This window comes from Bacillus sp. YH3-2-B2 (assembly GCF_053663335.1).
In genome coordinates, this window is the sequence record NZ_JBSJQE010000003.1 from 720,581 (window position 1) to 744,197 (window position 23,617).

Annotated in this window: 19 protein-coding genes; 5 read left to right on the plus strand and 14 right to left on the minus strand. The window is 49.8% G+C overall.

From position 1 onward, the window contains the following. Positions 1 to 89: 89 nt before the first annotated feature. Entirely contained in the window at positions 90 to 1,031 is a 942-nt protein-coding gene (gene rnhC / locus ACWJJX_RS13795; RefSeq protein ID WP_012118136.1) for a ribonuclease HIII, read from the plus strand. A gap of 36 nt (positions 1,032 to 1,067) precedes the next feature. On the opposite strand, the gene pheT is transcribed toward rnhC, so the two are convergent. The 3 genes from pheT to ACWJJX_RS13810 form a co-directional block, all read right to left on the minus strand. Beyond that, on the minus strand, positions 1,068 to 3,482 hold the full coding sequence (pheT, locus tag ACWJJX_RS13800) for a phenylalanine--tRNA ligase subunit beta (protein WP_094247676.1): 2,415 nt from the start codon (positions 3,480 to 3,482) through the stop codon (positions 1,068 to 1,070). 13 nt (positions 3,483 to 3,495) lie between these two features. Beyond that, on the minus strand, positions 3,496 to 4,530 hold the full coding sequence (pheS, locus tag ACWJJX_RS13805) for a phenylalanine--tRNA ligase subunit alpha (protein ID WP_003152530.1): 1,035 nt from the start codon (positions 4,528 to 4,530) through the stop codon (positions 3,496 to 3,498). A 361-nt stretch (positions 4,531 to 4,891) separates the two neighbouring features. Further along, complete coding sequence (locus ACWJJX_RS13810; RefSeq protein WP_007408111.1) at positions 4,892 to 5,638, minus strand: TrmH family RNA methyltransferase; 747 nt, start codon at positions 5,636 to 5,638, stop codon at positions 4,892 to 4,894. 120 nt (positions 5,639 to 5,758) lie between these two features. Between ACWJJX_RS13810 and sspI the strand changes: the two genes are divergently transcribed. The 4 genes from sspI to ACWJJX_RS13830 all read left to right on the plus strand — a co-directional run bounded on the left by sspI (position 5,759) and on the right by ACWJJX_RS13830 (position 9,958). Beyond that, on the plus strand, positions 5,759 to 5,974 hold the full coding sequence (sspI, locus tag ACWJJX_RS13815; RefSeq protein WP_003152527.1) for a small acid-soluble spore protein SspI: 216 nt from the start codon (positions 5,759 to 5,761) through the stop codon (positions 5,972 to 5,974). Positions 5,975 to 6,035: 61 nt separating this feature from the next. Then, on the plus strand, positions 6,036 to 7,121 hold the full coding sequence (locus ACWJJX_RS13820; RefSeq protein ID WP_102421654.1) for a CdaR family transcriptional regulator: 1,086 nt from the start codon (positions 6,036 to 6,038) through the stop codon (positions 7,119 to 7,121). A 99-nt stretch (positions 7,122 to 7,220) separates the two neighbouring features. Further along, the gene (gene glcD / locus ACWJJX_RS13825) at positions 7,221 to 8,633 is read left to right on the plus strand and encodes a glycolate oxidase subunit GlcD (RefSeq protein WP_416405734.1); all 1,413 of its coding nucleotides are present in this window, start codon (positions 7,221 to 7,223) and stop codon (positions 8,631 to 8,633) included. Continuing rightward, a complete protein-coding gene (locus ACWJJX_RS13830; protein WP_156735627.1) occupies positions 8,630 to 9,958 on the plus strand; it encodes a (Fe-S)-binding protein in 1,329 nt (442 codons plus the stop codon). The genes glcD and ACWJJX_RS13830 overlap by 4 nt, the downstream gene beginning before the upstream one ends. Before the next feature lie 68 nt (positions 9,959 to 10,026). Here ACWJJX_RS13830 and cstA read toward each other — a convergent pair whose 3' ends face one another. From cstA to ACWJJX_RS13885, 11 genes are all read right to left on the minus strand, one after another. Then, positions 10,027 to 11,823 (minus strand): carbon starvation protein CstA, encoded by a 1,797-nt coding sequence (gene cstA / locus ACWJJX_RS13835; protein ID WP_044053510.1) that lies wholly within the window; start codon positions 11,821 to 11,823, stop codon positions 10,027 to 10,029. A 111-nt stretch (positions 11,824 to 11,934) separates the two neighbouring features. Continuing rightward, positions 11,935 to 13,434 carry an arabinosylfuranosidase ArfA gene (gene arfA, locus ACWJJX_RS13840; protein ID WP_454023046.1) on the minus strand — a complete coding sequence of 500 codons (1,500 nt, stop codon included), beginning with the start codon at positions 13,432 to 13,434 and terminating at the stop codon, positions 11,935 to 11,937. An 18-nt stretch (positions 13,435 to 13,452) separates the two neighbouring features. Next, positions 13,453 to 14,280, minus strand: coding sequence for a carbohydrate ABC transporter permease (locus ACWJJX_RS13845; RefSeq protein ID WP_007612991.1), 828 nt, complete (start codon positions 14,278 to 14,280; stop codon positions 13,453 to 13,455). An 18-nt stretch (positions 14,281 to 14,298) separates the two neighbouring features. Next, on the minus strand, positions 14,299 to 15,240 hold the full coding sequence (locus ACWJJX_RS13850; RefSeq protein WP_003152513.1) for a carbohydrate ABC transporter permease: 942 nt from the start codon (positions 15,238 to 15,240) through the stop codon (positions 14,299 to 14,301). Between the two features lie 41 nt (positions 15,241 to 15,281). Continuing rightward, a complete protein-coding gene (locus ACWJJX_RS13855; RefSeq protein WP_173613161.1) occupies positions 15,282 to 16,577 on the minus strand; it encodes an ABC transporter substrate-binding protein in 1,296 nt (431 codons plus the stop codon). A 31-nt stretch (positions 16,578 to 16,608) separates the two neighbouring features. Continuing rightward, on the minus strand, positions 16,609 to 17,793 hold the full coding sequence (locus ACWJJX_RS13860) for a sn-glycerol-1-phosphate dehydrogenase (RefSeq protein WP_146284238.1): 1,185 nt from the start codon (positions 17,791 to 17,793) through the stop codon (positions 16,609 to 16,611). Then, the gene (locus ACWJJX_RS13865) at positions 17,790 to 18,596 is read right to left on the minus strand and encodes an HAD-IIA family hydrolase (RefSeq protein ID WP_414017890.1); all 807 of its coding nucleotides are present in this window, start codon (positions 18,594 to 18,596) and stop codon (positions 17,790 to 17,792) included. Before ACWJJX_RS13865 ends, ACWJJX_RS13860 begins: the two co-directional genes overlap by 4 nt. After that, the gene (gene araD, locus ACWJJX_RS13870) at positions 18,574 to 19,263 is read right to left on the minus strand and encodes an L-ribulose-5-phosphate 4-epimerase (protein WP_003152509.1); all 690 of its coding nucleotides are present in this window, start codon (positions 19,261 to 19,263) and stop codon (positions 18,574 to 18,576) included. Before araD ends, ACWJJX_RS13865 begins: the two co-directional genes overlap by 23 nt. Further along, entirely contained in the window at positions 19,256 to 20,941 is a 1,686-nt protein-coding gene (gene araB, locus ACWJJX_RS13875) for a ribulokinase (RefSeq protein WP_146284234.1), read from the minus strand. Before araB ends, araD begins: the two co-directional genes overlap by 8 nt. Position 20,942: 1 nt before the next feature. Then, positions 20,943 to 22,436 carry an L-arabinose isomerase gene (gene araA, locus ACWJJX_RS13880; RefSeq protein ID WP_102421663.1) on the minus strand — a complete coding sequence of 498 codons (1,494 nt, stop codon included), beginning with the start codon at positions 22,434 to 22,436 and terminating at the stop codon, positions 20,943 to 20,945. Positions 22,437 to 22,620: 184 nt separating this feature from the next. Next, positions 22,621 to 23,586 carry a glycoside hydrolase family 43 protein gene (locus tag ACWJJX_RS13885; protein ID WP_015387871.1) on the minus strand — a complete coding sequence of 322 codons (966 nt, stop codon included), beginning with the start codon at positions 23,584 to 23,586 and terminating at the stop codon, positions 22,621 to 22,623. Between the last annotated feature and the right edge of the window lie 31 nt (positions 23,587 to 23,617).

Sequence of the window (23,617 nt, forward strand, 5' to 3'; positions counted from 1 at the left end):
CGATTATCGTTTGAATGGAAAGACGAGCCTCGGGCTGTTATGATACACTGGTATATACAGTGAAAAGTGCCAAAAAAGGAGATTATATCGTGTCCCATTCTGTTATAAAAGTATCCGCTTCCGCTATGGAACAAATGAAACAATCCTATGCCGGCTCCCTAACTCCCGCCGTTCCGCAGGGCGCCGTCTTCCAGGCCAAGCCTCCGGGCTGTACCATTACAGCCTACCGCTCGGGCAAGGTTCTCTTTCAAGGAAAAAACGCCGGCACAGAAGCGGCCCGCTGGGGAACGGCTGAGGCGCCGAAAGCAAAGAAAACCGTCAAAAAAGCGGCCGACCCGCTTTACGCTCCCCCGGCGGGCATTGCCTCCATGTCAGTGATCGGCTCTGATGAAGTCGGAACAGGCGATTACTTCGGGCCGATAACGGTTGCCTGCGCTTACGCCGACAAAACAAAGCTTTCTTTAATGAAAGAACTCGGTGTGAAGGATTCGAAGGATTTAAAAGATCCGCAGATTATTGAAATCGCCAAACTGTTAATTAAAACCATTCCTTACAGCCTGCTTGTGTTAAAAAACGAAAAATACAATCAGATGCAGGAAAAAGGCATGAGCCAAGGAAAAATGAAGGCGCTCCTTCATAATCAGGCGATTTCCAATCTGCTGAGAAAAATGAACGGCGTTAAACCGGAAGCGATTCTGATTGACCAATTCGCAGAGCCCGGCATTTATTTTAAGCATCTTTCCGGACGGGATATCGTAAAAGAAAAAACGTTTTTCAGCACGAAAGCGGAAAGCATACATCTTTCCGTCGCCGCAGCCTCTATCATTGCGCGATATTCTTTCTTAATTGAAATGGATAAGCTTTCCCGTGAGGCTGGGATGACGATTCCAAAAGGCGCGGGGCCGCACGTCGATGAAGCTGCCGCCAAGCTGATCATCAATAAGGGAGAAGGTGCGCTCAGAACGTTCACCAAACTTCATTTTGCCAATACGCAAAAAGCGAAACGCCTTGTAGAACGGAAACGGTCATAATAAAAAAGCTTGCAGAATGATCTGCAAGCTTTTTCTTTATCCTCTTAATACCGCCTGATACGTTTCTTCCAGCGCTTTCAGCACGTTTTCATGTACTTTTGTCACTTCTTCTTCTGTCAATGTTTGTTCAGGGTTAACATATTGGAGCGAGAAGGCGACGGATTTTTTGCCCTCTTCCATATGCTCACCTTCGTACACATCAAATACGGTGACTTCTTTCAGCAGCACGCCGCCGGCTTCTTTGATCACGGCTTGGAGCTGTCCGCTTGTAACGGTTTTATCTGCCACAAGCGCAATGTCGCGCGTGACAGACGGGTACTTCGGAATCGGCGTATACACGACAGGTTCTGTTTCCTCGGTCAGAAGCGCGTGCAGATCAAGCTCGAACACATACGTTTCTTTGATATCCAGCTCTTTTTCCATTGCCGGATGCACCTGGCCGATAAATCCGGCAAGCGAACCGTTCAATAGAATGTTTGCCGTCCGGCCGGGATGCATGTTTTTGCGTTCAGACTGGACAAATTCAACCCGGTCTGACACATTCAATTGATGCAGCAGGCCTTCAACGATTCCTTTGGCGACGAAGAAATCAACCTGCTTTTTCTCACCCTGCCATAAATTTTTGCGCCACAATCCGGTTACAGCTCCGGCAACCCGTTCTTTTTCAACCGGTTTTGTGTTTTCTTCTTTCGTCAGAAATACAGAACCCGTTTCATATAAAGCAACGGAATCAGTCTGTCTGGCCAGATTGTATGAAACGGCTTCAAGAAGATTCGGCACGAGGCTGTGTCTGAGAATGCTTCTTTCTTCGCTCATCGGCAGAGAAAGCATCGTGTTGAATGATTTTTCGATCGCAAAAGCGGCCGCTTTTTTATCATTCGTTAATGAATAAGTGGTCGCTTGTGAAAGACCCGCTCCTTCAAGGAAACGTCTCACTTTCCGGCGTTTTGCCTGATACGGTGTCAAGCCGCCTGTCGTGCCGGCCGTTTCCGGAAGCGTGGACGGAATATTGTCATATCCGTACAATCTCGCCGCTTCTTCAATCAGGTCTTCTTCTATTCTAATATCTCCGCGGCGCGACGGCACCGTTACGACGAGAACGTCTTCAGCTTCACCGACTGCAAACCCGAGGCGCTTGTAAATGCTGATGATTTCTTCTTTAGCGATTGCCATGCCAAGCACGGCGTTCACTTTTTCAACAGACACGTGAATGTTGTTTGCTTCGATTTTCAGATGGTTTTCTTCAACCGTGCCTGAGAGCACTTCTCCGCCGGCATATGCCTGAATGAGACTGCAGGCCCGTTCAGCCGCCAGCAAAACGCGGGCCGGATCAATGCCTTTTTCATATCTGGCGCTCGCTTCGCTTCTCAGTCCGAGGTCTCTCGACGCTTTGCGGACGGTCTGTCCGTCGAAATAAGCGGCTTCCAGTAAAATCGCAGTGGTATCTTCACGGACTTCAGACTCAGCTCCGCCCATGACTCCCGCAACGGCTTGCGCTTTTTTTCCGTTTGTGATGACCAAATGGCTGCTTGACAGCTTGCGCTCTTGTTCATCCAGCGTCACGATGGTTTCGTTTTCCGCCGCTTTTCTGACGACGACCTCTTTTGAACCGAATCGGTCGTAATCGAAAGCGTGAAGCGGCTGTCCGTACTCAAGGAGGACGAAGTTTGTAATGTCCACGACGTTATTATGCGGGCGGATGCCTGCATTCATCAGCTTCGTCTGCATCCAAAGCGGTGACGGGCCGATTTTGACGTTTTTAATGATTTTTGCGGCATAATGCGGATTGGCCTGCGTATCTTCAATCTTGACGGAAACAGCATCCGCCGCTTTTTCTGCCGCTTTTTCATATGAAGCCTCCGGAAGCTTTACCTCTGCGCCGAGGATAGCCGCAACTTCATAAGCCACGCCAAGCATGTTCATCGCGTCGGCGCGGTTCGGCGTTAAGCCCAATTCTAAAATCGCATCATCAAGCTGAAGGGCCGCCATTGCGTCAGCTCCCGTTTCAGCATCATTCGGAAAAACGAAAATGCCCTCCGCATATTCTTTCGCCACGAGCTTGCTTTCAATGCCAAGCTCCTGAAGGGAACAGATCATGCCGTGAGACGCTTCGCCGCGCAGCTTGGCTTTTTTAATTTTGAAATTGCCGGGAAGCACGGCTCCGACCGTTGCAACGGCAACCTTCTGTCCTTTATCAACATTCGGGGCGCCGCAGATAATCTGCACGGGTTCCTCCGCACCGATATCAACAAGGCATTTGTTGAGTTTGTCGGCATTCGGGTGCTGTTCACGCTCAAGCACGTGTCCGATGACAACGCCTTTTACGCCTTCCCCTTTATACTCGATACCCTCAACTTCAATACCGGCTCTTGTAATTTTTTCTGCAAGCACGGCCGGGTCGATTCCCTGCAAGTCAACGTAATCTTCTAACCATTTATATGAAACAAACATGTGTATCCTCCTCTTACGCCTGTTTAAACTGCGAAATGAATCTGACATCATTGGTATAGAAATGGCGGATATCTTCAATGCCGTATTTCAGCATCGCGATACGTTCAACACCCATTCCGAAAGCGAAACCCTGGTATTCCTCAGGATTGAATCCGGCCATCTTCAGCACGTTCGGGTGAACCATGCCGGCGCCGAGAATTTCGATCCAGCCTGTTTTTTTGCAGACGGAGCAGCCTTGGCCGCCGCACTTAAAGCAGGTTACATCCACCTCGACAGAAGGCTCTGTGAATGGGAAAAAGCTCGGACGGAGCCTGATTTCACGGTCTTGGCCGAACATTTTTTTGGCGACCAATTCAAGCGTGCCTTTCAGGTCGCTCATGCTGATTTTGCGGTCCACGACGAGACCCTCGATCTGCATGAACTGATGGGAATGTGTCGCGTCATCGTTGTCGCGGCGATACACTTTACCGGGACAAATGATTTTGACGGGGCCTTTTCCTTTATGCTTTTCCATCGTGCGCGTCTGCACCGGTGACGTCTGCGTTCTCATCAGCATTTCTTCTGTAATGTAAAAGCTGTCCTGCATGTCGCGGGCCGGATGTTCCTTCGGCAGGTTCAGCGCCTCAAAGTTGTAATAATCCGTTTCCACTTCAGGGCCTTCTTCGACGGTATATCCCATGCCGATAAATAAATCTTCAATTTCTTCAATAACGACCGTCAGCGGATGGCGCCCGCCGATGTTTACCTGACTGCCCGGCAATGTGACGTCAATCGTCTGGCTGCTGAGTTTTTTATTCATCTCTTCTTGTTCAAGCTGTTCATTTTTCGCCGTAATGGCTGCTGCAATGCGCTCTCTCACTTCATTGGCGAGCGCTCCCATTTTCGGGCGCTCTTCGGCGGACAGTTTGCCCATGCCGCGGAGAACTTCTGTAATCGGCCCTTTTTTTCCGAGATATTGCACCCGAATGTCGTTAACTTCTTTTAATGAACCCGCCGCTTCTACTTTTTCTGCAGCTTCCAGTTCAAGCTGTTTAAGCTTCTCTTCCATCATGCATCCTCCTTTTATGTAAACCAAACCGTTCTATGCCTTTTTCAGAAAACAAAAAAACCCGCCCCTTGAGAGAAGGGACGAGTTGTGGCCGCGGTACCACCCTTTTTAAGGCAGACTTCATCTGCCGACAGCTTCATTGACATAACGGAAACGATCGTTCCGGTTCACCTTTACGCGCGTTTGGCGCGGTCCCGGTGACAACTCGAGAGGTGAAAATCAATTTCTGTGCTGCGATAAAAATGCTCTCAGTCAGCGGCATTTTCTCCCTGGAAGGCAGCGTGTGCAAAAATTGACGTCCTCTGTCACGGTTTTTACATTATTGCTATCTATTATAGTGAAATCCAAGGCTTTTCGCAACCTATCCTCTGAGATGATAAACGAGGATGGCGGCCGCTACCGCCACATTCAGCGATTCCGCCTGTCCGTACAGCGGAACGTACAGGTTGAGATCGGTTTTTTGCAGAAGGCCGGCGTCCACTCCCGCCCCCTCGTTCCCGACGATTAACGCGAACGATTCTTCAGGCTTCACGCTTTGATAAGCGGCACCGTTTTCAAGCGCCGTGCCGTAGATCGCGACGCCTTGTGATTTCAGCTCAGCGGTAAACTCATCAAGCGGACGTTTTAAAATGGGAATATGAAAATGAGAACCTTGTGCTGAACGCAGCGTTTTTCCGTTGTACGGGTCTGCCGTTCCCTCACCAAGGACAACGGCGTCGATTCCCGCCGCATCTGCCGTTCTGATCATTGTTCCTAAATTCCCCGGGTCCTGCACGGCATCAATCAGAAGCAGCCGTTTCAGCTGATCAGGCTGCTTATCCGGCATATGGCAGACCGCGGCGATCCGCTGCGGCGTTTCCGTTTCCGTCACGGCTGAAAACGCGTCTTCGCTCAGCACGTAGCACGGAATGCTCATGTCCAGATCGGCCGGGATGGCGCTCTCATCGTTTACGAGAATTTCTTTTACCGTTCCCTTTGATTTGAGCGCTTCTTCTGCCAGATGCTCTCCTTCTATCAGAAATGTATTCGTTTTAAGTCTCTCTTTTTTTGTGTGAAGTTTTTTCCAGTCCTTCACTTTTTGGTTTTTTGCAGAGTCGATTCGTTTCACTTTATGTCTGTGCTCTCCTTTTTTCATGCATGTTGTTATTATATCTCAAGAACAGCACATAATAAACCGCGTGCGCGGTAAGAATATGCGTATCACATTCAGGAAAAAGGAGCGGTTGTAATGGATCTTAATTTACGCAACGCCGTTATTGCCAATGTAACCGGCAATAACCAGGATCAGCTGGAGCATACTATCGTTGACGCCATCCAAAGCGGTGAAGAAAAAATGCTTCCGGGCCTCGGCGTCTTATTCGAAGTTCTTTGGCAGCATGCGTCAGACTCAGAAAAAAATGAAATGCTCAAAACACTTGAAGGCGGATTAAAACCTGCGCAATAAGCATGAACCGGGTGATGGCACACCCGGTTTTTTTTGTATAATAATGGCGAGGGGGATCGCCATGCAGTTACAGCCGGAACTGGCAAAAAAATTGATTGCCGAAGTCAAACATATGTACAGCCGCGAAGTGATTATTGCCGATACAAAAGGGATGATCATCGCGGGCACCAACGAGGCGCGCGCCGGATGGTTTCATGAAGGCGCACTGATCTGCGCCCGCGAAAAACGGAATGTCATCATTACGAAAGAAGATGAAAAACGGCTCCAGGGCGTAAAAGCAGGACTGAACCTCCCCGTTTTTTCAGGCCATGAGGTGATCGGAGTGTTCGGTCTGACAGGAGACCCTGACGATATCCTGCCTTTCGGAGAATTGCTCAGGAAAATGACGGAGCTGTTTATTAAAGAAACGCGCCATATGGAAGAAGCGCAGTGGCGTGCGAGAATGCTTGAATCCTTTATGGTTGATTGGCTGCAGCTGAAAGAATGGTCTCCGGGCTTTTTAGAAAAAGCAAAGCTCATCGGCGCAGACCTTCACGCATACCGCCGGATCATACTCATTCAAGGACGTTATGAGCAATATAAAGCGGAGGAGCTCGGGCGGCTCTGGCAGAACGAATGCCCTGAAGACCTGTTTGTCCGCTGGGGAAATGAACGCATTCTCATTAATCATGAAGCAAATTCGGCTTCCAAAACACAGCTCATCAAAAAGATCGGCGCCGTTTTTGGGCAGCCTGTCACCGCCGGCATCGGACGGATCGTTCCGGGAGAGCGCCTCGCGGAATCATACGAACAGGCGGATAAAGCACTTTCAGCCGGAATCGGTGACAAGCAGGCCGTCTTTGAAGAAGATTTAAAACTGGATATGTGTATTGCCGATATCGCACCCGGCACGCGGTCGGAATTTTCACGGCGGGTTCTCAAGCATGTACTCGGCCGGGAAGAACTTCTGGATACGCTGCGTGCCTTTTTCGACCGGCAATTATCGTTAAAGCGCACCGCCGACGACATGCATATTCATATCAATACATTGCGCTACCGTCTTTCCAAACTGGAATCACTGACAAATATGAAGCTTGACCATCCCGAAGACATAACGGCTTTTTATTTGGCGCTCCGCTTTTTAGATCAACATACAAAAAGTACGTAATCATATCATCATTTTTCATATGTTTCTCCATAGTGTGCGGAATCGTTTTTCTTTACAATTAAATGAAAACGCTTTTCTTATCAGGGAGGTTGGGAGAACATGATTTCACGAGAGGCAAAAGAAGCGTTCATCCGGACGGTCGGGAAGGAGAATTATGATGATTCGGCGGCGGGGCGTCTAGTGTATTCTTATGATGCGGCTCCTCAGCTGCAAGCCATGCCGGATGCGGTAATCGCCCCCCGCAGCGCGGATGACGTGTCCCGTATATTAACGATTTGCAGCAGGCATGACATTCCGATTGTGCCGAGGGGTTCAGGCACAAACTTATGCGGCGGCACATGTCCGTCTGAAGGCGGTCTTGTGCTTTTATTCAAACATATGAACCGCATTCTTGAAATTGATGAAGAAAATTTGACGGCAACCGTCCAGCCGGGCGTGATTACGCAAGATATGATCCGTGCGGTTGAGCAAAAAGGTTTATTTTATCCGCCTGATCCGAGCAGCATGAAAATATCGACGATCGGCGGGAATATTAATGAAAATTCCGGCGGACTGCGCGGTTTGAAGTACGGCGTCACCCGGGATTATGTCCTCGGCCTTGAAGCCGTCTTGGCTTCAGGCGATATCATCCGCACAGGAGGGAAGCTGACAAAGGATGTCGCCGGTTATGATCTGACCCGGCTTTTCGTCGGATCAGAAGGGACGCTCGGCGTTGTGACGGAAGCGACTTTAAAGCTGGTTCCGAAGCCGGAAACGAAAAAAACGCTGCTTGCACTCTATGAACATATTGAAGCGGCTGCGGAATCTGTTTCTGCCATCATCGCTGAAAAAATCATTCCGGCCACACTCGAATTTCTGGATCAGCCGACACTGCAGGTCATTGAAGATTACGCCAAGATCGGGCTTCCGACAGACGCAAAAGCCGTACTGCTGATCGAACAGGACGGTGACAGCGACACGGTCAGACGCGATATGGAAAAAATCGAAGCCATCTGTAAAAACGGAGCAGCCGTATCCGTCCAAACGGCTGAAACCGAGGAGGAAGCATTCGCGCTTACAGAGGCCAGACGGTCCGCATTATCAGCTCTCGCCAGACTGAAACCGACGACGATTCTGGAAGATGCCACCGTGCCGAGATCACAAATTGCCAATATGGTCAGAGCCATTAACGAGATTGCAGAAACATACGGCCTGTCCATCTGCACATTCGGCCATGCCGGAGACGGCAACCTTCATCCGACGTGCACCACCGATATCCGAAATGCAGAGGAGATGGAACGTGTCGAAAAAGCTTTTGCCGCCATTTTTGAAAAAGCGATTGAGCTGGGCGGGACGATAACGGGTGAACACGGGGTCGGTATCGTAAAAGCGCCGTATTTAGAAATGAAGCTGAAAACAGAAGGCATCACCGCCATGAAAGCGATCAAACAAGCGCTTGATCCCCAAAATCTGCTGAATCCGGGAAAAATATTCGCCAATTCATCAAGGAAACGCGTGGTGGTGATGAAATGACAACGGCTAAAGAGCAGCAACACATTCAAACAGAATTCAAAACCCGCATGGATGAAGGTGAATTGCTGAACTGTATGCGCTGCGGCTTTTGCCTTCCTTCCTGTCCGACCTATATCGAATCGGGATTTCAAGAATCCCATTCGCCGCGCGGCCGGATCGCCCTGATGAAAGCCGTCACAGACGGACTGATCGAACCGGATGAAGATGTCGAGCGCTCACTTTCGCTGTGTCTCGGATGCCGGGCATGCGAGCCCGTTTGTCCGGCAGGGGTCAATTACGGACAGCTGCTTGAAGAAGCGAGGGATATCATTCATCAAAATAAAAAACATAAGCCGGGCGTGCGCCTCTTGCGGAAAGCCGCCTTCACCGGGCTTTTCCCTCATCAAAACCGCATGCAGGCAGCCGTGAATCTTCTCGGAATATACCAAAGATCGGGACTGCAGACCGCCATCAGAAAAACCGGTATGCTGCGCGTTTTGCCTGAACATCTGCGCACAATGGAACAAGTGCTCCCGCCCGCCCCGAAACGGAAAGACATGAAGGAAAGGCCGCGTTTTCTTCCTGCCGCGGGTCCCGTCCAAAAACGGGCCGCTTTTTTCTCGGGCTGCTTAATGGATACGATGTTTTTAGCGACAAATCATGCGACAACGGCGCTTTTACAGGCGGCCGGGTGTGAAATCGCGGTTCCGGACGGCCAGGCGTGCTGCGGCGCGCTTCACGGGCACAGCGGAGAAAAAGAGATGGGAAAAGAACTGGCCAAGCGGAATATCGCCGCTTTTGAGGCGCTTGACGCTGATTATATCATTACAAACGCCGGCGGATGCGGCGCCTTTCTTCAGGAATATCCGCATTTACTGAAAGATGAACCTGGATGGGCGGAACGTGCCGAACAATTTGTCCGGAAGCTCAAAGATTTTTCATCCGTACTGGTTGATCTGAAGTTCCATCAAAAAAACCTGCGGGCGCAGTCTCCTCATATCGTCACATATCAGGACTCCTGCCATCTCCGCAATGTGATGCATACGTCAGAGGAACCGCGCACGCTTTTGAAAAGCATTAAAGGGGCTGAGTACAGAGAAATGGAAAAGGCCGACAGCTGCTGCGGGTCGGCGGGAATTTATAATATAACAGAGTCAGAAATGTCTATGAAAATATTAGACAGCAAGATGAAAGCCGCCGGAAAAACGGAGGCGGCCGTCATCGTGACAGCCAATCCCGGATGCCTTCTGCAAATGCAGCTCGGCATTTTACGCGAAGGATTAACAGACCGTGTCCGCGCGGTTCATTTGGCGGATTACCTTTTGGAAGCGGCGGATTTGTCATAAGCCGAAAGCAGAGAGACCGATCGGCTCTCTGCTTTTATGATGCTGCAATGTTCGGATCGGCCGCGGATTTATCCGGGTATTGAAGCTTCCAGTCTGGCACTCGGATCACGCCATACATTCGCCCATTTTTTCACAGCCGCAATGATAATCACAAGCCCGAGAATCAGCATGATAATGGATAAAACGCCATTCAGCACGCTGTATCCCGCCGCTTCGGGGTTCAAATACACATACCGCACCATCCAATAACCCGCATAGTTGACGGTCACGTACAAATAAGCGAGAGGAATCAGACATGTCAGCATATAGCGCCGCTTATCCGCTATTTTTAATACGACGGTCGCACCGATGATTAAGCCGACAGATGCCATAAGCTGATTGGATACGCCGAACAGCGCCCAAATGGAACTGATGTCGCCCGAATACAGAAGATAGCCCCACAGCAGGCAGGCGAGCGCGCTTGAGAAAATCGAGCCCGGCAGCCAGTCTGTTTTTTTCAGCGGCTTATAGACTTCTCCGAAAAACTCTTGAATCAAGTACCGGGCGACACGGGTTCCCGCATCAATCGCCGTTAAAATAAACACCGCTTCAAACATAATGACGAATTGAAAAAAGTACGAAGCCAAATGACTGAAAAACGGAATCTCCGTAAAGATATACGTCATTCCGACGGCAAGCGTAACGGCTCCGCCCGTTCTTCCTTCCAGACTGAGCCCGATTTCTTTACTCAATTCAGGCAGATGGACGACATTCATCCCGAGGGCGCGGAATATTTCAGGCGTGCTGTTAATGGCAAAATAGTCGGCGGGCTCAAGAGCGGCAGCTGCAATGAGCGCCATAATTCCGACGAGACATTCCACAAGCATCGCTCCGAAAGCAACCGGTTTTATATCACTCCATTTATCCAGCATTTTCGGCGTTGTGCCAGAACCGACAAATGCATGAAAGCCCGAAATGGCGCCGCAGGCAATCGTTATTGAAATAAACGGCCAGACAGGACCCGCGATCACCGGCCCTCCGCCGTGAATAAACTCCGTTACGGCCGGGAATTTAATGGCGGGATTGACGAAAAAGACGCCTGCGATCAAAGCGGCAAAAACCCCGATTTTCATAAAACTGCTTAAATAGTCACGCGGAGCCAGCAAAAGCCAAACCGGAAGCGCCGCGGCGAAAAACGCATAGACGGGAAGCGCCACTGCAAGCGTTTTCGCGTCAAGTGTCAGCATGTCCCCGAGAGCCGTTGTCTGCAGCCGCGGCCCGATTACAACACCGGCCATTAACAAAAGAAACCCGACAGTTGATGCGAGTTTGAGATTGCCCGTTTTTTTATAGTAGAGGCCGACCCCCATCGCGATCGGAATCGTAATCCCCACCGCAAACGTTCCCCACGGGTTTTTCTCAAGCGCGTGCAGCACAACCATGGACAGACCCGCCATCGTGATCGTAATGATAAACAGCATGGAAAGACCGGTGCAAAAGCCCGCCACCGGGCCGAGCTCTTCTTTGGCGACTTCAGAAAGCGTTTTCCCGTTTTTCCGCATTGATGCAAACAATACGACAATATCGTGCACGGCTCCCCCGATCACTGCTCCGATTAACAGCCATAAAAGCCCGGGCAGATAGCCAAACTGAGCTGCCAGAATCGGTCCGACAAGCGGGCCGGCAGCGGCGATTGCCGCGAAGTGGTGGCCGAATGACACCCACTTATTCGTGGGCACATAATCTTTCCCATCCTCAAGCACATGGGCCGGAGTCGGTGTCTGATCATTGATTTTTAATACTTTGACCATCATAAAGGTACCGTAAAGCCGATAGGCGATCGCCAAAATACATATAGACGCTATGACGATTGTAATCGCATTCATTTAATCCCAGCCCCTTTTCTCTTTTTCTAAATATTATCATAATTATCAGATAACAGGAGATGATTTTTGCGTAAAAAAAAGCCGGCAGCGGCAGCCCGGCTTTTCGGAACATTATTTTCCTGATAAACGGATGACATTCCAGGACAGCGGAGTAAAATGTGCCGTTATCCCTTCAGCGTTTGCCGAAGACGTTCCGTTGGAGTGAGGAATGACTTCTTTTCTGTTTTTTTGATTGGTTGCTTTCATATCCTGATGCTCCAGCACGATATGCTCAATGATGCGGTAATCTTCAAACCCCCTCAGTTTGATCTCCGTTTCCATCGGTTCCTTGCTTTTGTTGACGGCAAAAATGGTCAGTGCTTCATCCTCTTCATGGTAAACGGCCGCGGCATCAACATACGGCACATCCGTAAAGTCCGCCGAGTCGTATTTCGGGGAGGTGATCAGCAGCTTCATTGAAGCCCCTCTCCCGTAGACTGAGGCGTGCATGTAAGGGTAAAAGATCGGCTGCCTCCATGCTTCTCCGCCCTTTTCAGTCATGATAGGCGCAATCACGTTGACAAGCTGGGCGAGACAGGCGATCTTCAGTCTGTCCGCATGCTGCAGCATCGTAATCAGCAGTGAACCGATCAACAGCGCATCTTCAAAATTGTAGATGTCTTCGAGAATCGGCCGGGCCGTAATCCATGGCTCCACTTTTTTATCCGCTTCATTTGAGTGATACCACACATTCCATTCATCTAAAGAAAGGTGAATCGTTTTTTTGCTGCGTTTTTTCGCTTTCATATAATCACATACGGCTGTGACGGATTTAATAAAATGGTCTAAATCCATAGACTTCGCCAAATAGTTCTCAAGATCATTTTCATGGTTGCCGTAATACGTATGCAGTGAAATGTAATCCACATGCTCGTACGTATGCTCAAGCACCTCGGCCTCCCACTCGATGAAGGACGGCATGCCGCTGTTTGAGCTTCCGCAAGCCACCAATTCGATCGTCGGGTCCGTCCATTTCATCACCTTTGCTGTTTCAGCGGCGAGCCGTCCGTATTCATGCGCCGTTTTATGACCGATCTGCCAAGGGCCGTCCATCTCATTTCCTAAGCACCATGTTTTGATGCCGTAAGGTTTTTCATATCCATGCGATTTTCGTAAGTCGCTCCAGTATGACCCTTCAGGATGGTTGCAGTATTCGACGAGGTTCCGGGCGGCATCGATCCCTCTCGTCCCGAGATTGACCGCCATATTCACTTCGGCGTTCACTTTTTTCGCCCACGTTAAAAATTCATTCGTCCCCACTTCGTTCGTTTCTGTCGTCTGCCATGCCAAATCAAGCCTCCGCGGGCGGTCCTTCACCGGCCCGACGCCGTCCTCCCAATTGTAGCCTGAGAGAAAATTCCCTCCCGGATAGCGGATGAACGGCACTTGCAATTCTTTGATTAACTCCTGCACGTCTGTTCTGAAGCCGTCCTTGTCGGCTTTCGGGTGTCCGGGCTCATAAATGCCTTCATACACCGCCCGGCCCATATGTTCTATAAATGATCCGTACATCCGTTTGTCCACTTCACCGATGATATATTCTTTATCTGCTGTAATTCCCGCTTTTTTCATTACATTTCCTCCCTCTCTCTATCCCTTCACTCCGCCTACTGTAAGGCCGGAAATGAAGTATTTTTGGAAAAACAAGAATATGATGATCACCGGCAGTATCGCAAAAACGGACCCGGAAATCAGCATGTCATAGTTGTTGCCGTACGGACTCAGCAGCCCTGAAAGTCCGATTGGAAGCGTAAACATTTCTTTCGACCGAAGCACGATCAGCGGCCATAAAAAGTTATTCCAGCTGTTTAAAGATTGAAGAATGATCATTGCTCCGAATGCCGGTTTCATGAGCGGCGCCATAATTCTGAAGAAAATGCCGAATTCGGTGCAGCCGTCCATTCTCGCTGAATCAAGCAGATCCTTCGGAAGTCCGAGCGCATATTGCCGGAAAAAGAACACGGCGACAGGCGACACAATAAACGGCAGAATCACCCCCGTATAAGAATCGATCAAATGAAGACCCACCGTCAATTTGAACAACGGAAGCATCATCACTTCAAGAGGCACCATCATAATGATCAGCACAAGAACGAAAATAATATTTCTGCCTTTAAACTCGTAGACACCGAGTCCGTAGCCGATCAAAGAGGAAAAAAACAGCGTGAGAACCGTGGTGAGGACGCCGAGCAGCAGGCTGTTAAAAAACCATTTGAAATAAATGCTCCCCCCGTTGAACAAATAGGTGTAGTTATCAAGGCTCATCACATCTGGATCAAGACGCAGATTCAGCCCGATGCGCATCAGCTCAGATGACGGCTTTAAAGAACCGAGCAATAGACAGATCATCGGAAAGATATACAGCAGGCTCAGCATGATAAAAAACAAGGTAAACGCGACTCTGTACACGGAAAACATGTAATTGTTACGCAACGCTTATCCCTCCCCTTTAAACGAACCGGACAGTTTCAGTGAAACAAGGCTGACTAGTAAGATGACAAGCAAAAGCACAATTCCGATTGCGGCACCGTACCCCATTTCGTTGTATGCAAGCCCCTGCTGATATAAATAACCGACAAGCGTGAGGCCGATATTGCCCGGGGAATTATTCTGCCAAAGCACATAGCTTTCCTCAAACATTCTGAAACCGCCGATCATACTGATCGTTAACACATAAACGGACACCGGCTTTAAAAATGGAAGGGTGATATGCCGGAACTTTTTCCACGTACTTGCCCCGTCAATTTCAGCCGCCTCATACAATTCTTTCGGCACGTTTTGCAATCCGGCCAGAAAGTAAAGAATGTTAATGCCCATCCACCTCCATGACGCAAGCAGCACCATTAAAAACATGCCGGTACCTTTGTTGTTGAGCCAGTTTTGGGGTGATGCGCCAAGCTTCATCATCAGCTCGTTTGCAAGCGACGTATTCATTTCTCCGAACATCAGCCGGAAAATAATCCCCGCTACGATCGTCGATGTTAAAGCCGGTACAAACAGAGCCGATTTAAACACATTTCTGAACCTGACGAGCTTCGAATTCAGAATCACCGCCAAAAGAAGCGGCACCGGAATCAGCACGATCAGCGTCCAGAAAGTATATTCCAATGTGTTAAATAATGCCGTATAAAAGGTTGGATTAAGAAGAGCGGTATAATTGGAAAACCCGACAAATGTAATTTCTCCCGGCAGTATCCGCTGAAAGCTCATGATAAACACGCTGATGATCGGATACAAAAAGAAAACGAGAAACGAAATGATAAATGGCGCCGTAAAAAGATAAGGCGCCGCTTTTTTTGAATACAGCACATTGCGCCGGCGCGGCTTCTTCCGGACTGCAGAAACGGTTTGCGCTGTCTCTGTCTTTACAGGTCTCATAAAAGCTCCCCCGCTTTCACTGTTAAATAGGGCGGCTTCTCCTATTTTTCCAATTGCTCTGCCGCCTCGTCCAAGGCTTCCTCAGGTGTTTTTTCCTGCGTCTTCAGCGCATCGAACAGCACCTGTCTGACAACGAGATCAGCCGCTTTAGAGAAGTCTTCATGCAGATAAATCGGATTGATCTCATCTTTTATTTCAAGAAGCGAGGAAAAAATTGACGTACCGTTCTGGAAGAAATCCGTGTACTTGTTTTTCTCCTTCAATTCTTTTGAATCCCACACGTCCCAGCGGAGCGGGTCAAAGCCGAGCACCGTCCACAGCTTTATGTTCCCTTCCTTTGAACCTTTCGCAAATCCGAGAAATTCTTTCGCGAGCTCCAGATGTTCAGCCTGCTTCGGCACGACGGTGGCTGTTCCGCCTAAACCCGCTGATCTGTCACCGCCTTCTTTCCAGGCCGGCATAGGGTAAATCGCCATTTTTCCTTTTAAATCAGGCATATAATCGATAAACCGTCCCATGTACCAAATGGGCATCAGCACGGAGGCTGCCCCGCCCTGATTCATAAAACCGTAGTATTCTTCGCTGTGATGGCCGCCGCCGGGAGCCGGCAGAAGGGTTTTATCATTTACCATGTCCTTTACATCATTCAGTGTATCTGTATTCGTCTTGCTGTTCAGAATCACTTTTCCGTTTTTGCTGTAGTAGCCTGACCCTTGCTGCGAAATCATGGATAGGAATGTGGCGGAATCGTTTGTTTCAACCGTTCCCATCGGTTTCCCAGCAGCCTTACGCACTTTTTTCCCTGCCCGCCGGTAATCTTCCCATGTCTTAATGGAGGCGGGATCAACGCCCGCTTTTTTCATGATATCCATGTTGTAAAACATGACTGTCGTCCCCACATGTGTATCAAGGCCGTACAATTTTCCGTTTTTGCTGTATAAGGCCAGACGCGCTTCCACAAACTTATCGCGGTCTTTTTCAATCAGCGGCGTCAGATCGGCAAGCGGGATATCCTTCCCCTTCAGAAAGTTCGAGAACCGGCTTAATTCCACGTCGGCTATATCGGGAAGCCCCTCACCCGCGATCAGCGAAACCGATAAATTATCATGCATTTGTCCATAAGGATAAACAACGGTATTCAGCTTGATTTTGCGATCCGGATACTTCTGATTCCATTCTTTGACCATTTCCTGATAAAACTGTTCGTGCAGGCCGTTAAACGTCCAAAACGTCAGCTCCGTTTCTCCCGGCCGGCCGGCAGTCCGTTCTTGTGAACAGCCGGCGGTAAACAAGAAGAGCATCATCAGCACCAAACATACAGCGGTCGTTTTTTTCATGTCATTACCCCTTCCACTTTAGGCCGTGCGGCTATTGATGCAAATGATGTGCAAAGAGCGCTGCATTTTCATTTATGATGGTTAAACCGGTATAACGGTCTCGCAGTGTGTACGCATGCTTAAGCGCATCGCTGACAAGGTCCTTTTTTACACCGATCTCATCAAAACAGGCGGGACCTCCCGCAGATGAGAGCCACCCGGCAATTGTTTTGCCGTCGGGAAGCCCTTCATATGCAGACTGAATCGCCTCGCGAAAGTGCGGCGGCAGTTCAGCAAGCTTTTCGTGACAAGCCAGTTCTTTGTAAATATCACTCAGCACCGCGCACGCACAGCCGACCTTCGCACCGTGGAGAATCGGAGGCTGTTTTGCCTTCAGCATTTCCATCTCAATCCAATGCGAGATGTGATGCTCTCCTCCTGAGGCGGGGCGGGAGTGGTCGAGAGCAAGCATGACAAGACCCGAAACGATCAGCGCTTCCATCAGTATCTGAATGCCGGCCTCCGTTCCCATGGCAATGTCAGCGCGGTGATCAATGCACTGCCAAAGCGCGTCTTTCACAAGCTTCGCCCCTGCTTCTGAGTACGGCTCACCCGCAAGCCTGCGGGAAATCTCCCAATCTGCCAGCGATGTTATTTTTCCGAGCATGTCTCCGAAGCCCGCGGCTGTCATTGAACGGGGCGCTTCTTTTAATACATTCGTATCGGCAAATAAGGCGATCGGTGCTTTCGTTTGGATCGTCGTTTTGATTCCGTTTAATATGAGCGGCGCTCCCGCCGATGTAAAACCATCGACTGACGGAGCGGTGGGGAATGAGATAAACGGCAAACCGCGCTGATAAGCGGCAAACCGCGTAATGTCGTGAATCGTTCCTGAACCGGCCGCAATGATGACATCCGTCTCTTCCGCGAGATTGATCAGCGTATAGACCAATGTCCTCTCATCAGCCGCGGCGGCCCCGGCTTCATGCTCCGGAATGATGACTTTTGATGCTTTGATTCCGCCTGCCCTTAATTCGTCCGCAAGCAGACGTCCCGCCGCCTCGTACGTGTTCCGGTCACAGACGAGGACCGGATGATTCCAGCATTTTTTTTGCAGAAATCTGAGAAGCTCTTCTTTTGCATTCGCCCCGATCACGATATCTTCTATTTGAATCGGTGAGCGGCTGGCCCCTTCCTTGTCAAACTCGGATTGAATGTCCTCAGGAGAACGTTTCATAAAAGGATTCCCTCCTTCGCTAATTCTGTCAGGTCTTTAATAGAATTAAGGACGATGTCAGGTTCATATAGACGGGGCTCCCCAAGTTTGGCCGACCCCGTCAGAACCAATACGCTTTTCATTCCGTACAGCCTGCCCATTGCGATATCAGATTCGAGGCTGTCTCCGATAATGGCGCATTCCTCAGGGGGAAGTCCGAGCGCTTCACATGCCGCCTCAGCCATCAGCCAAGACGGTTTGCCGATGACAAGCTCCGTTTTTGCTCCGGCGGATGCTTCAATGGCCCCGATCATTCCCGCGACATCCATGGCATGGCCGCCTTCATTCGGAAAAGAGCGGTCCCGATTCGTGGCGATGATGCGCGCGCCGGAGGAAGCCGCCTTAAAAGCGAGATTCAGATCCTCATAGGTGACGGTTTCATGCAGGGAAATGACAAGCCAGTCTGCCGCCTGCGGATTTTGCGCCAGGGTGACACCCGCTAAAGCGAGTTCATCAGTCAGCCCTTTCTCTCCTAACACCCAGACCTTTGACAAAGGATAATGCTTCTTTAAAAATGATGCCGTCACACTGGAGGACAGCACGATGCTCCGTTCATCCGTGCGGATACCGGCACCCAACAGTTTCTTTCGGCACATTGCTCTTGATAGATTGCCGCGGTTGCTTAAAAAGACAACGGCTTTGCCCAGTGACTGAAGGGTATGAACGGCTTCTTTTGCGCCGTCAATCAGCTCCCGCCCCCTGAATACGGTTCCGTCTAAATCAATCAGAAACCCGGCTGCGTCAAGTTTGGCCATAATAAGCATTCGCCCCGTGTTTTCTGTAAAAATGCTTATCATGCAGCACTCTGTCGATCGGACTGAGCTGTTTGTTCAGCATAAGCGAATGGTAGGCCATTTCCGCTACCGTTTCGAGCACAACGGCGTTATGCAGGGCATTCAGCGCGTCCGTCCCCCAGCAGAACGGGCCGTGGCTGTGGACGAGGACACCCGGATTTTGTTCATACGGTTCGTTTTGAAAGGTTTCGGCTATAACTTTGCCTGTATGATACTCGTAATCTTTGACAATTTCTTCTTCATACATTTCCCTCGTGCAGGGTATAGCGCTTTCAAAGTAATCCGCGTGAGTCGTTCCGAGAGCGGGTATGTCTCTTCCGGACTGCGCCCAGCTCGTCGCCCAGCGGGAGTGAGTATGAACGATTCCGCCGATAGCCGGAAACGCTTTATATAGATAAAGATGGGTCGGCGTGTCAGAAGACGGTTTCAGCGAGCCTTCCAAAATGTCTCCGTCCTCATTCAGGACGACCAGTTTGTCAGCAGTCAGCTCACTGTAATCGACACCGCTCGGTTTAATGACGATTCTCCCGCTCTCTCTGTCAATGCCGCTGACATTCCCCCATGTAAACGTGACAAGGTTATGTTCCTCAAGCTTCAGATTGGCGGCGAGCACTTCTTCTTTTAACGCTTCAAGCATGGCGGCTCCCCCCTTTCGCAAAATCACGGTTTTTAATGGCTTTCAGGCGTTTCATGACATTGTTTTCTTTACCGAAGTAGTGTACGAGCTCTTTATATTCCGCATATAAGCTGTCATAAATCTCAGCTCTTTCCCGGTTCGGGGCATAAAAGCCGTCTTTTAATTTCCCCATATGCGCGCATGCTTCAGCAATATTGGAGAATCCTCCGTTTTCCCGTCCCGCGGCGAGCGCTCCGAAAATCGCGGAGCCCAGTGCAGGTGCCTGCGGAGATCCGGATAATTGAATGTCCATATTTGTGACGTCTGCGTAAATCTGCATGACAAACGGATTTTTTTCGGCGATTCCTCCGGCTGCGTAAAGCTCTTCGACCGGAACGCCGTTTTCCCGGAACGTTTCGATAATCATCCTCGTTCCGAACGCCGTCGCTTCAATCAATGCCCTGTAGATTTCTTCCGGCTTCGTGTGCAGCGTCATGCCGAGCATCATGCCCGTCAAATCGGCGTCCACCAAGGTTGAGCGGTTTCCGTTCCACCAGTCAAGCGCGAGAAGGCCGCTTTCCCCGGGAACAAGTTCAGCTGCTTTTTTGCTGAGCAGCTCGTGAATGTCTATGTGTTTATCCTCAGCTTCCTTCTCATAGTCGCTCGGAACGCACGTTTTGACGAACCATTCAAAGTGGTCGCCGACACAGGACTGCCCCGCTTCATATCCCGCATATCCGGGCAAAATACCGTTATTGACGACTCCGCACATACCGGGGACGATATGTTCTTCCTCGCCGAGCAGCACATGGCAGGTAGACGTTCCCATGATCATCAGCATTTTCCCCGGCTCTGTAATACCGACCGCGGGCACTGACACGTGAGCGTCGACATTGGCGACGGCAACGGCCGTCCCCGGCAGAAGCCCGGTCAGCTCCGCCATTTTTTCGGTCAAACCTCCTGCTTTTTCCCCGACTGAATAAATCGTGCCGCTTAATTTATCCTGTGTAATCGTTTTCATTAACGGGTTGAGCCTTTCGAAAAAATGATCCGGCGGATATCCCGTCTCCTCATTCCAGATTGCTTTATAGCCGGCCGTGCAGTTGCTTCGCTTCAATGAACCGCACAATTGATAGACGATCCAGTCTGCCGCTTCCACAATCCGATCTGCCGCCTTGTATATATGCGGCGCTTCTTCCGCGATTTGCATGATTTTCGGGATCATCCATTCAGAAGAAATTTTACCGCCGTATCTTTTAAGGAATGGTTCCTTTGTGTCTTCGGCAATCGTGTTCAAACGGTCTGCATGTTTTTGAGCCGCATGATGCTTCCACAGCTTCACATAACTGTGGGGTTCCCGTTCAAATTCCGGCAGCATACAAAGCGGCTGCCCCGCGCCGTCTATCGGCAAAATCGTGCAGGCAGTAAAATCAATTCCTATGCCGATCACGTCTTTTGGATCAGCGCCCGCCTGCTCAAGCAGGTTCGGAATCGCCGTTTCCAGAACTTCGATATAATCGGCAGGATGCTGAAGCGCCCAGTCCCGAGGGAGTTTTTCACCCGTCTTCGGCAGCGTGCGGTCGATGACGGCATGAGTGTATTCTTTTACCGCAGACGCGATTTCTTCGCCCGTGCGGACATTGACAAGCACCGCCCGGCCGGACAATGTGCCGAAATCAACACCAATCGTATACGCCATATCAATTCCCTCCCAGCCGGTATAATACGTCATTCCATTTCAGCTCTTTTTTCAGCTCATGTATTTCGGTATTGCGGGAAATAAAGATGCTTTCAATGCCTGCCATCTCAGCCCAGTCAAGCATCTGTTCAGCCGTAAGCCGGAAGGACATACAGGTATGGTGGGCGCCCCCCGCCAAAATCCATGCTTCCGCAGCTGTTTTCAGTGATGGCTCCGGCTTCCACAGCACCCGCGCCACAGGGAGATTCGGCATATCATGATCAATTTCCCTGCCTTCCGCTTCATTCAGAATGAGACGGAATCGCCCGCCGATATCAATGATGCTGGCGATGATGGCTGAACCGCCAATCCCGTTAAAGACCAGCCGGGCCGGATCTTCCTTCCCTCCGATTGAGAGAGGATGGACTTCGATTTTCGGCTGATCAAGGGCGATCGTCGGACATACTTCAAGCATATGTGATCCGAGAATCATCGCACGACCCGGTTCAAAATGGTACGTATAATCTTCCATGAAGGAGGTTTGTTCTCCGTCCGCCATTATTTTCATCATTCGCACAAGGGCAGCCGTTTTCCAATCGCCTTCGCCGGCAAATCCGTACCCTTTTTCCATGAGACGCTGAACGGCAAGACCCGGAAGCTGCTTCATTCCGTGCAAAACTTCAAAGGAGGTCGAAAACGCTGTATATCCGCCCCGTTCGAGAAAGGCCGTTAATCCGAGTTCAATTTTCGCCTGTTCTTTAATGGAAGCAACTTTTGCTTCATCCCGCTTCGTTTCGTCGCTGATGACATACAATTTGTCGTATTCCTCATAAAGCGCCTCAATTTCTGCGTCGGTGACATTGTTCATCACCTCGGTAAGATCGCCGATTCCGTACCCGTCAACCTGCCAGCCGAATTGAATGTGGGCGCCGACTTTGTCTCCGTCAGTAACCGCCACATTCCGCATATTGTCGCCGAACCGGGCTACTTTAATATTCCTGCTTTCATTCCAAGCGGCAGCCGTGTTCATCCATTGTGAAATGTCATGTTTGACTTCCTCATCATTCCAATAGCCTGCGATGACTTTTCTCGTCTGCCCCATTCTTGACTGGATATATCCGTATTCCCGGTCTCCGTGAGCGGATTGGTTGCTGTTCATAAAGTCCATATCAATCGTTTCCCACGGGATGTCGCGGTGATATTGGGTATGCAGATGAAGCATCGGCTTTTGAAAAGCGGAAAGACCTTCAATCCACATTTTCGCAGGGGAAAATGTATGCATCCATGTCACGACCCCGGCACAGTTTTCTTGATACTGCGCTTCCCGCAAAACCTCTCTGATCGTTTCAGATGACGTGACAACCGGTTTATGCCTGATCTTGTATCTTGATGACACCCCACTGAGACCGTCACATATTCCCTTTGCGTGTTTATCGACAAGCTGAAGCGTTTCCTCTCCGTATAAGTGCTGGCTTCCCGTTACAAACCAAAATTCATATTCTTTGTTCTGAAGCACATTCATTTCCCCTTCCCATCAAAATAAAGCGCTTGCATTTTTAAATAAATATACGTACGAATATAAATAATAAAACTTTTATTCTTTTATTTGTACGAACAACTTCATTATAGTTAAGGAGGAATCAAACTGTCAATCTTTTATTGCAAGTAAAAAAGCCGGACACACATGCCCGGCTGATCAATTAATAGGAAGGCCAGCCTGAACTCCAATCGATATCATTGATGAGCATCTTCGGAATTCCGCTGTTTTCGGCATCATACGCATGACGCACTAAAATATTCCCGTTCACAATGTCCTGACCGCCCGGGCCTTTCCAGCGGTCATTGCCGGAATCAAGAATCGTCCCTCCGCCTTCAGACATGCTTTTCCCGCTTTTATCGAGATATGGGCCGGTGATGCTTTTGGATCTTCCATAAGCGATTTTGTACGTACTATTCACGCCTGAACAGCATTTATCAAACGACACCATTAAGTAATAGTAGCCGTTCTGGTAGGTGATGGCCGGCGCTTCCAAAGCTCCGCCGTTATTCGGCCTGGCAGCGATGGAATAAAGTGATCCCGTCGGTTTCATTGTATTTTTATCAAGCTTTGTCAGTTTAATGCCGCTCCAAAAAGAACCGAAGGCAAGCCAAGGGTTTCCGTCTTTATCAATTGTCAGCTCCGGATCAATTGCATTGTAGTTATTGGCGCTTGTCGAACGGATGACAAGCCCTTCGTCCTTCCAGTTTCCCGAACTGAGGCTTGTAGATGATGCAAGACCGATCGCGGAGGTATTTTTGCCGAATGAAGAAACGGCATAATACAGCCAATACTTTCCGTTAAAATATTGAACATCGGGGGCCCATTGATTCAGCCCGTAATTCGGCACATAATTGCCCCACCATGACAGCGGGGAAGTAAAGATTGATTTCTGAACGGTCCATACGCCGCCGCTGCCCGCCTTTAAGACGCGAAGCCCCCTCTCCCCTTCCAAACCGGTTCCGAAAGCGTACCACGTGTTTCCTTCCTTCGCCATTGTCGGATCATGAAGCAATTCATTTGATGCCCCCCAAAACGCGGCAGATGCCGGAGATGAAGACATCAGAAGCAGACCGGCTGTAACGGCTGCGCACGAAAAGCGGATCATGCGTCTGAATCTGTTTTTCATTTGTAAATCCTCCCCTTTTTTAAAGCGCTTT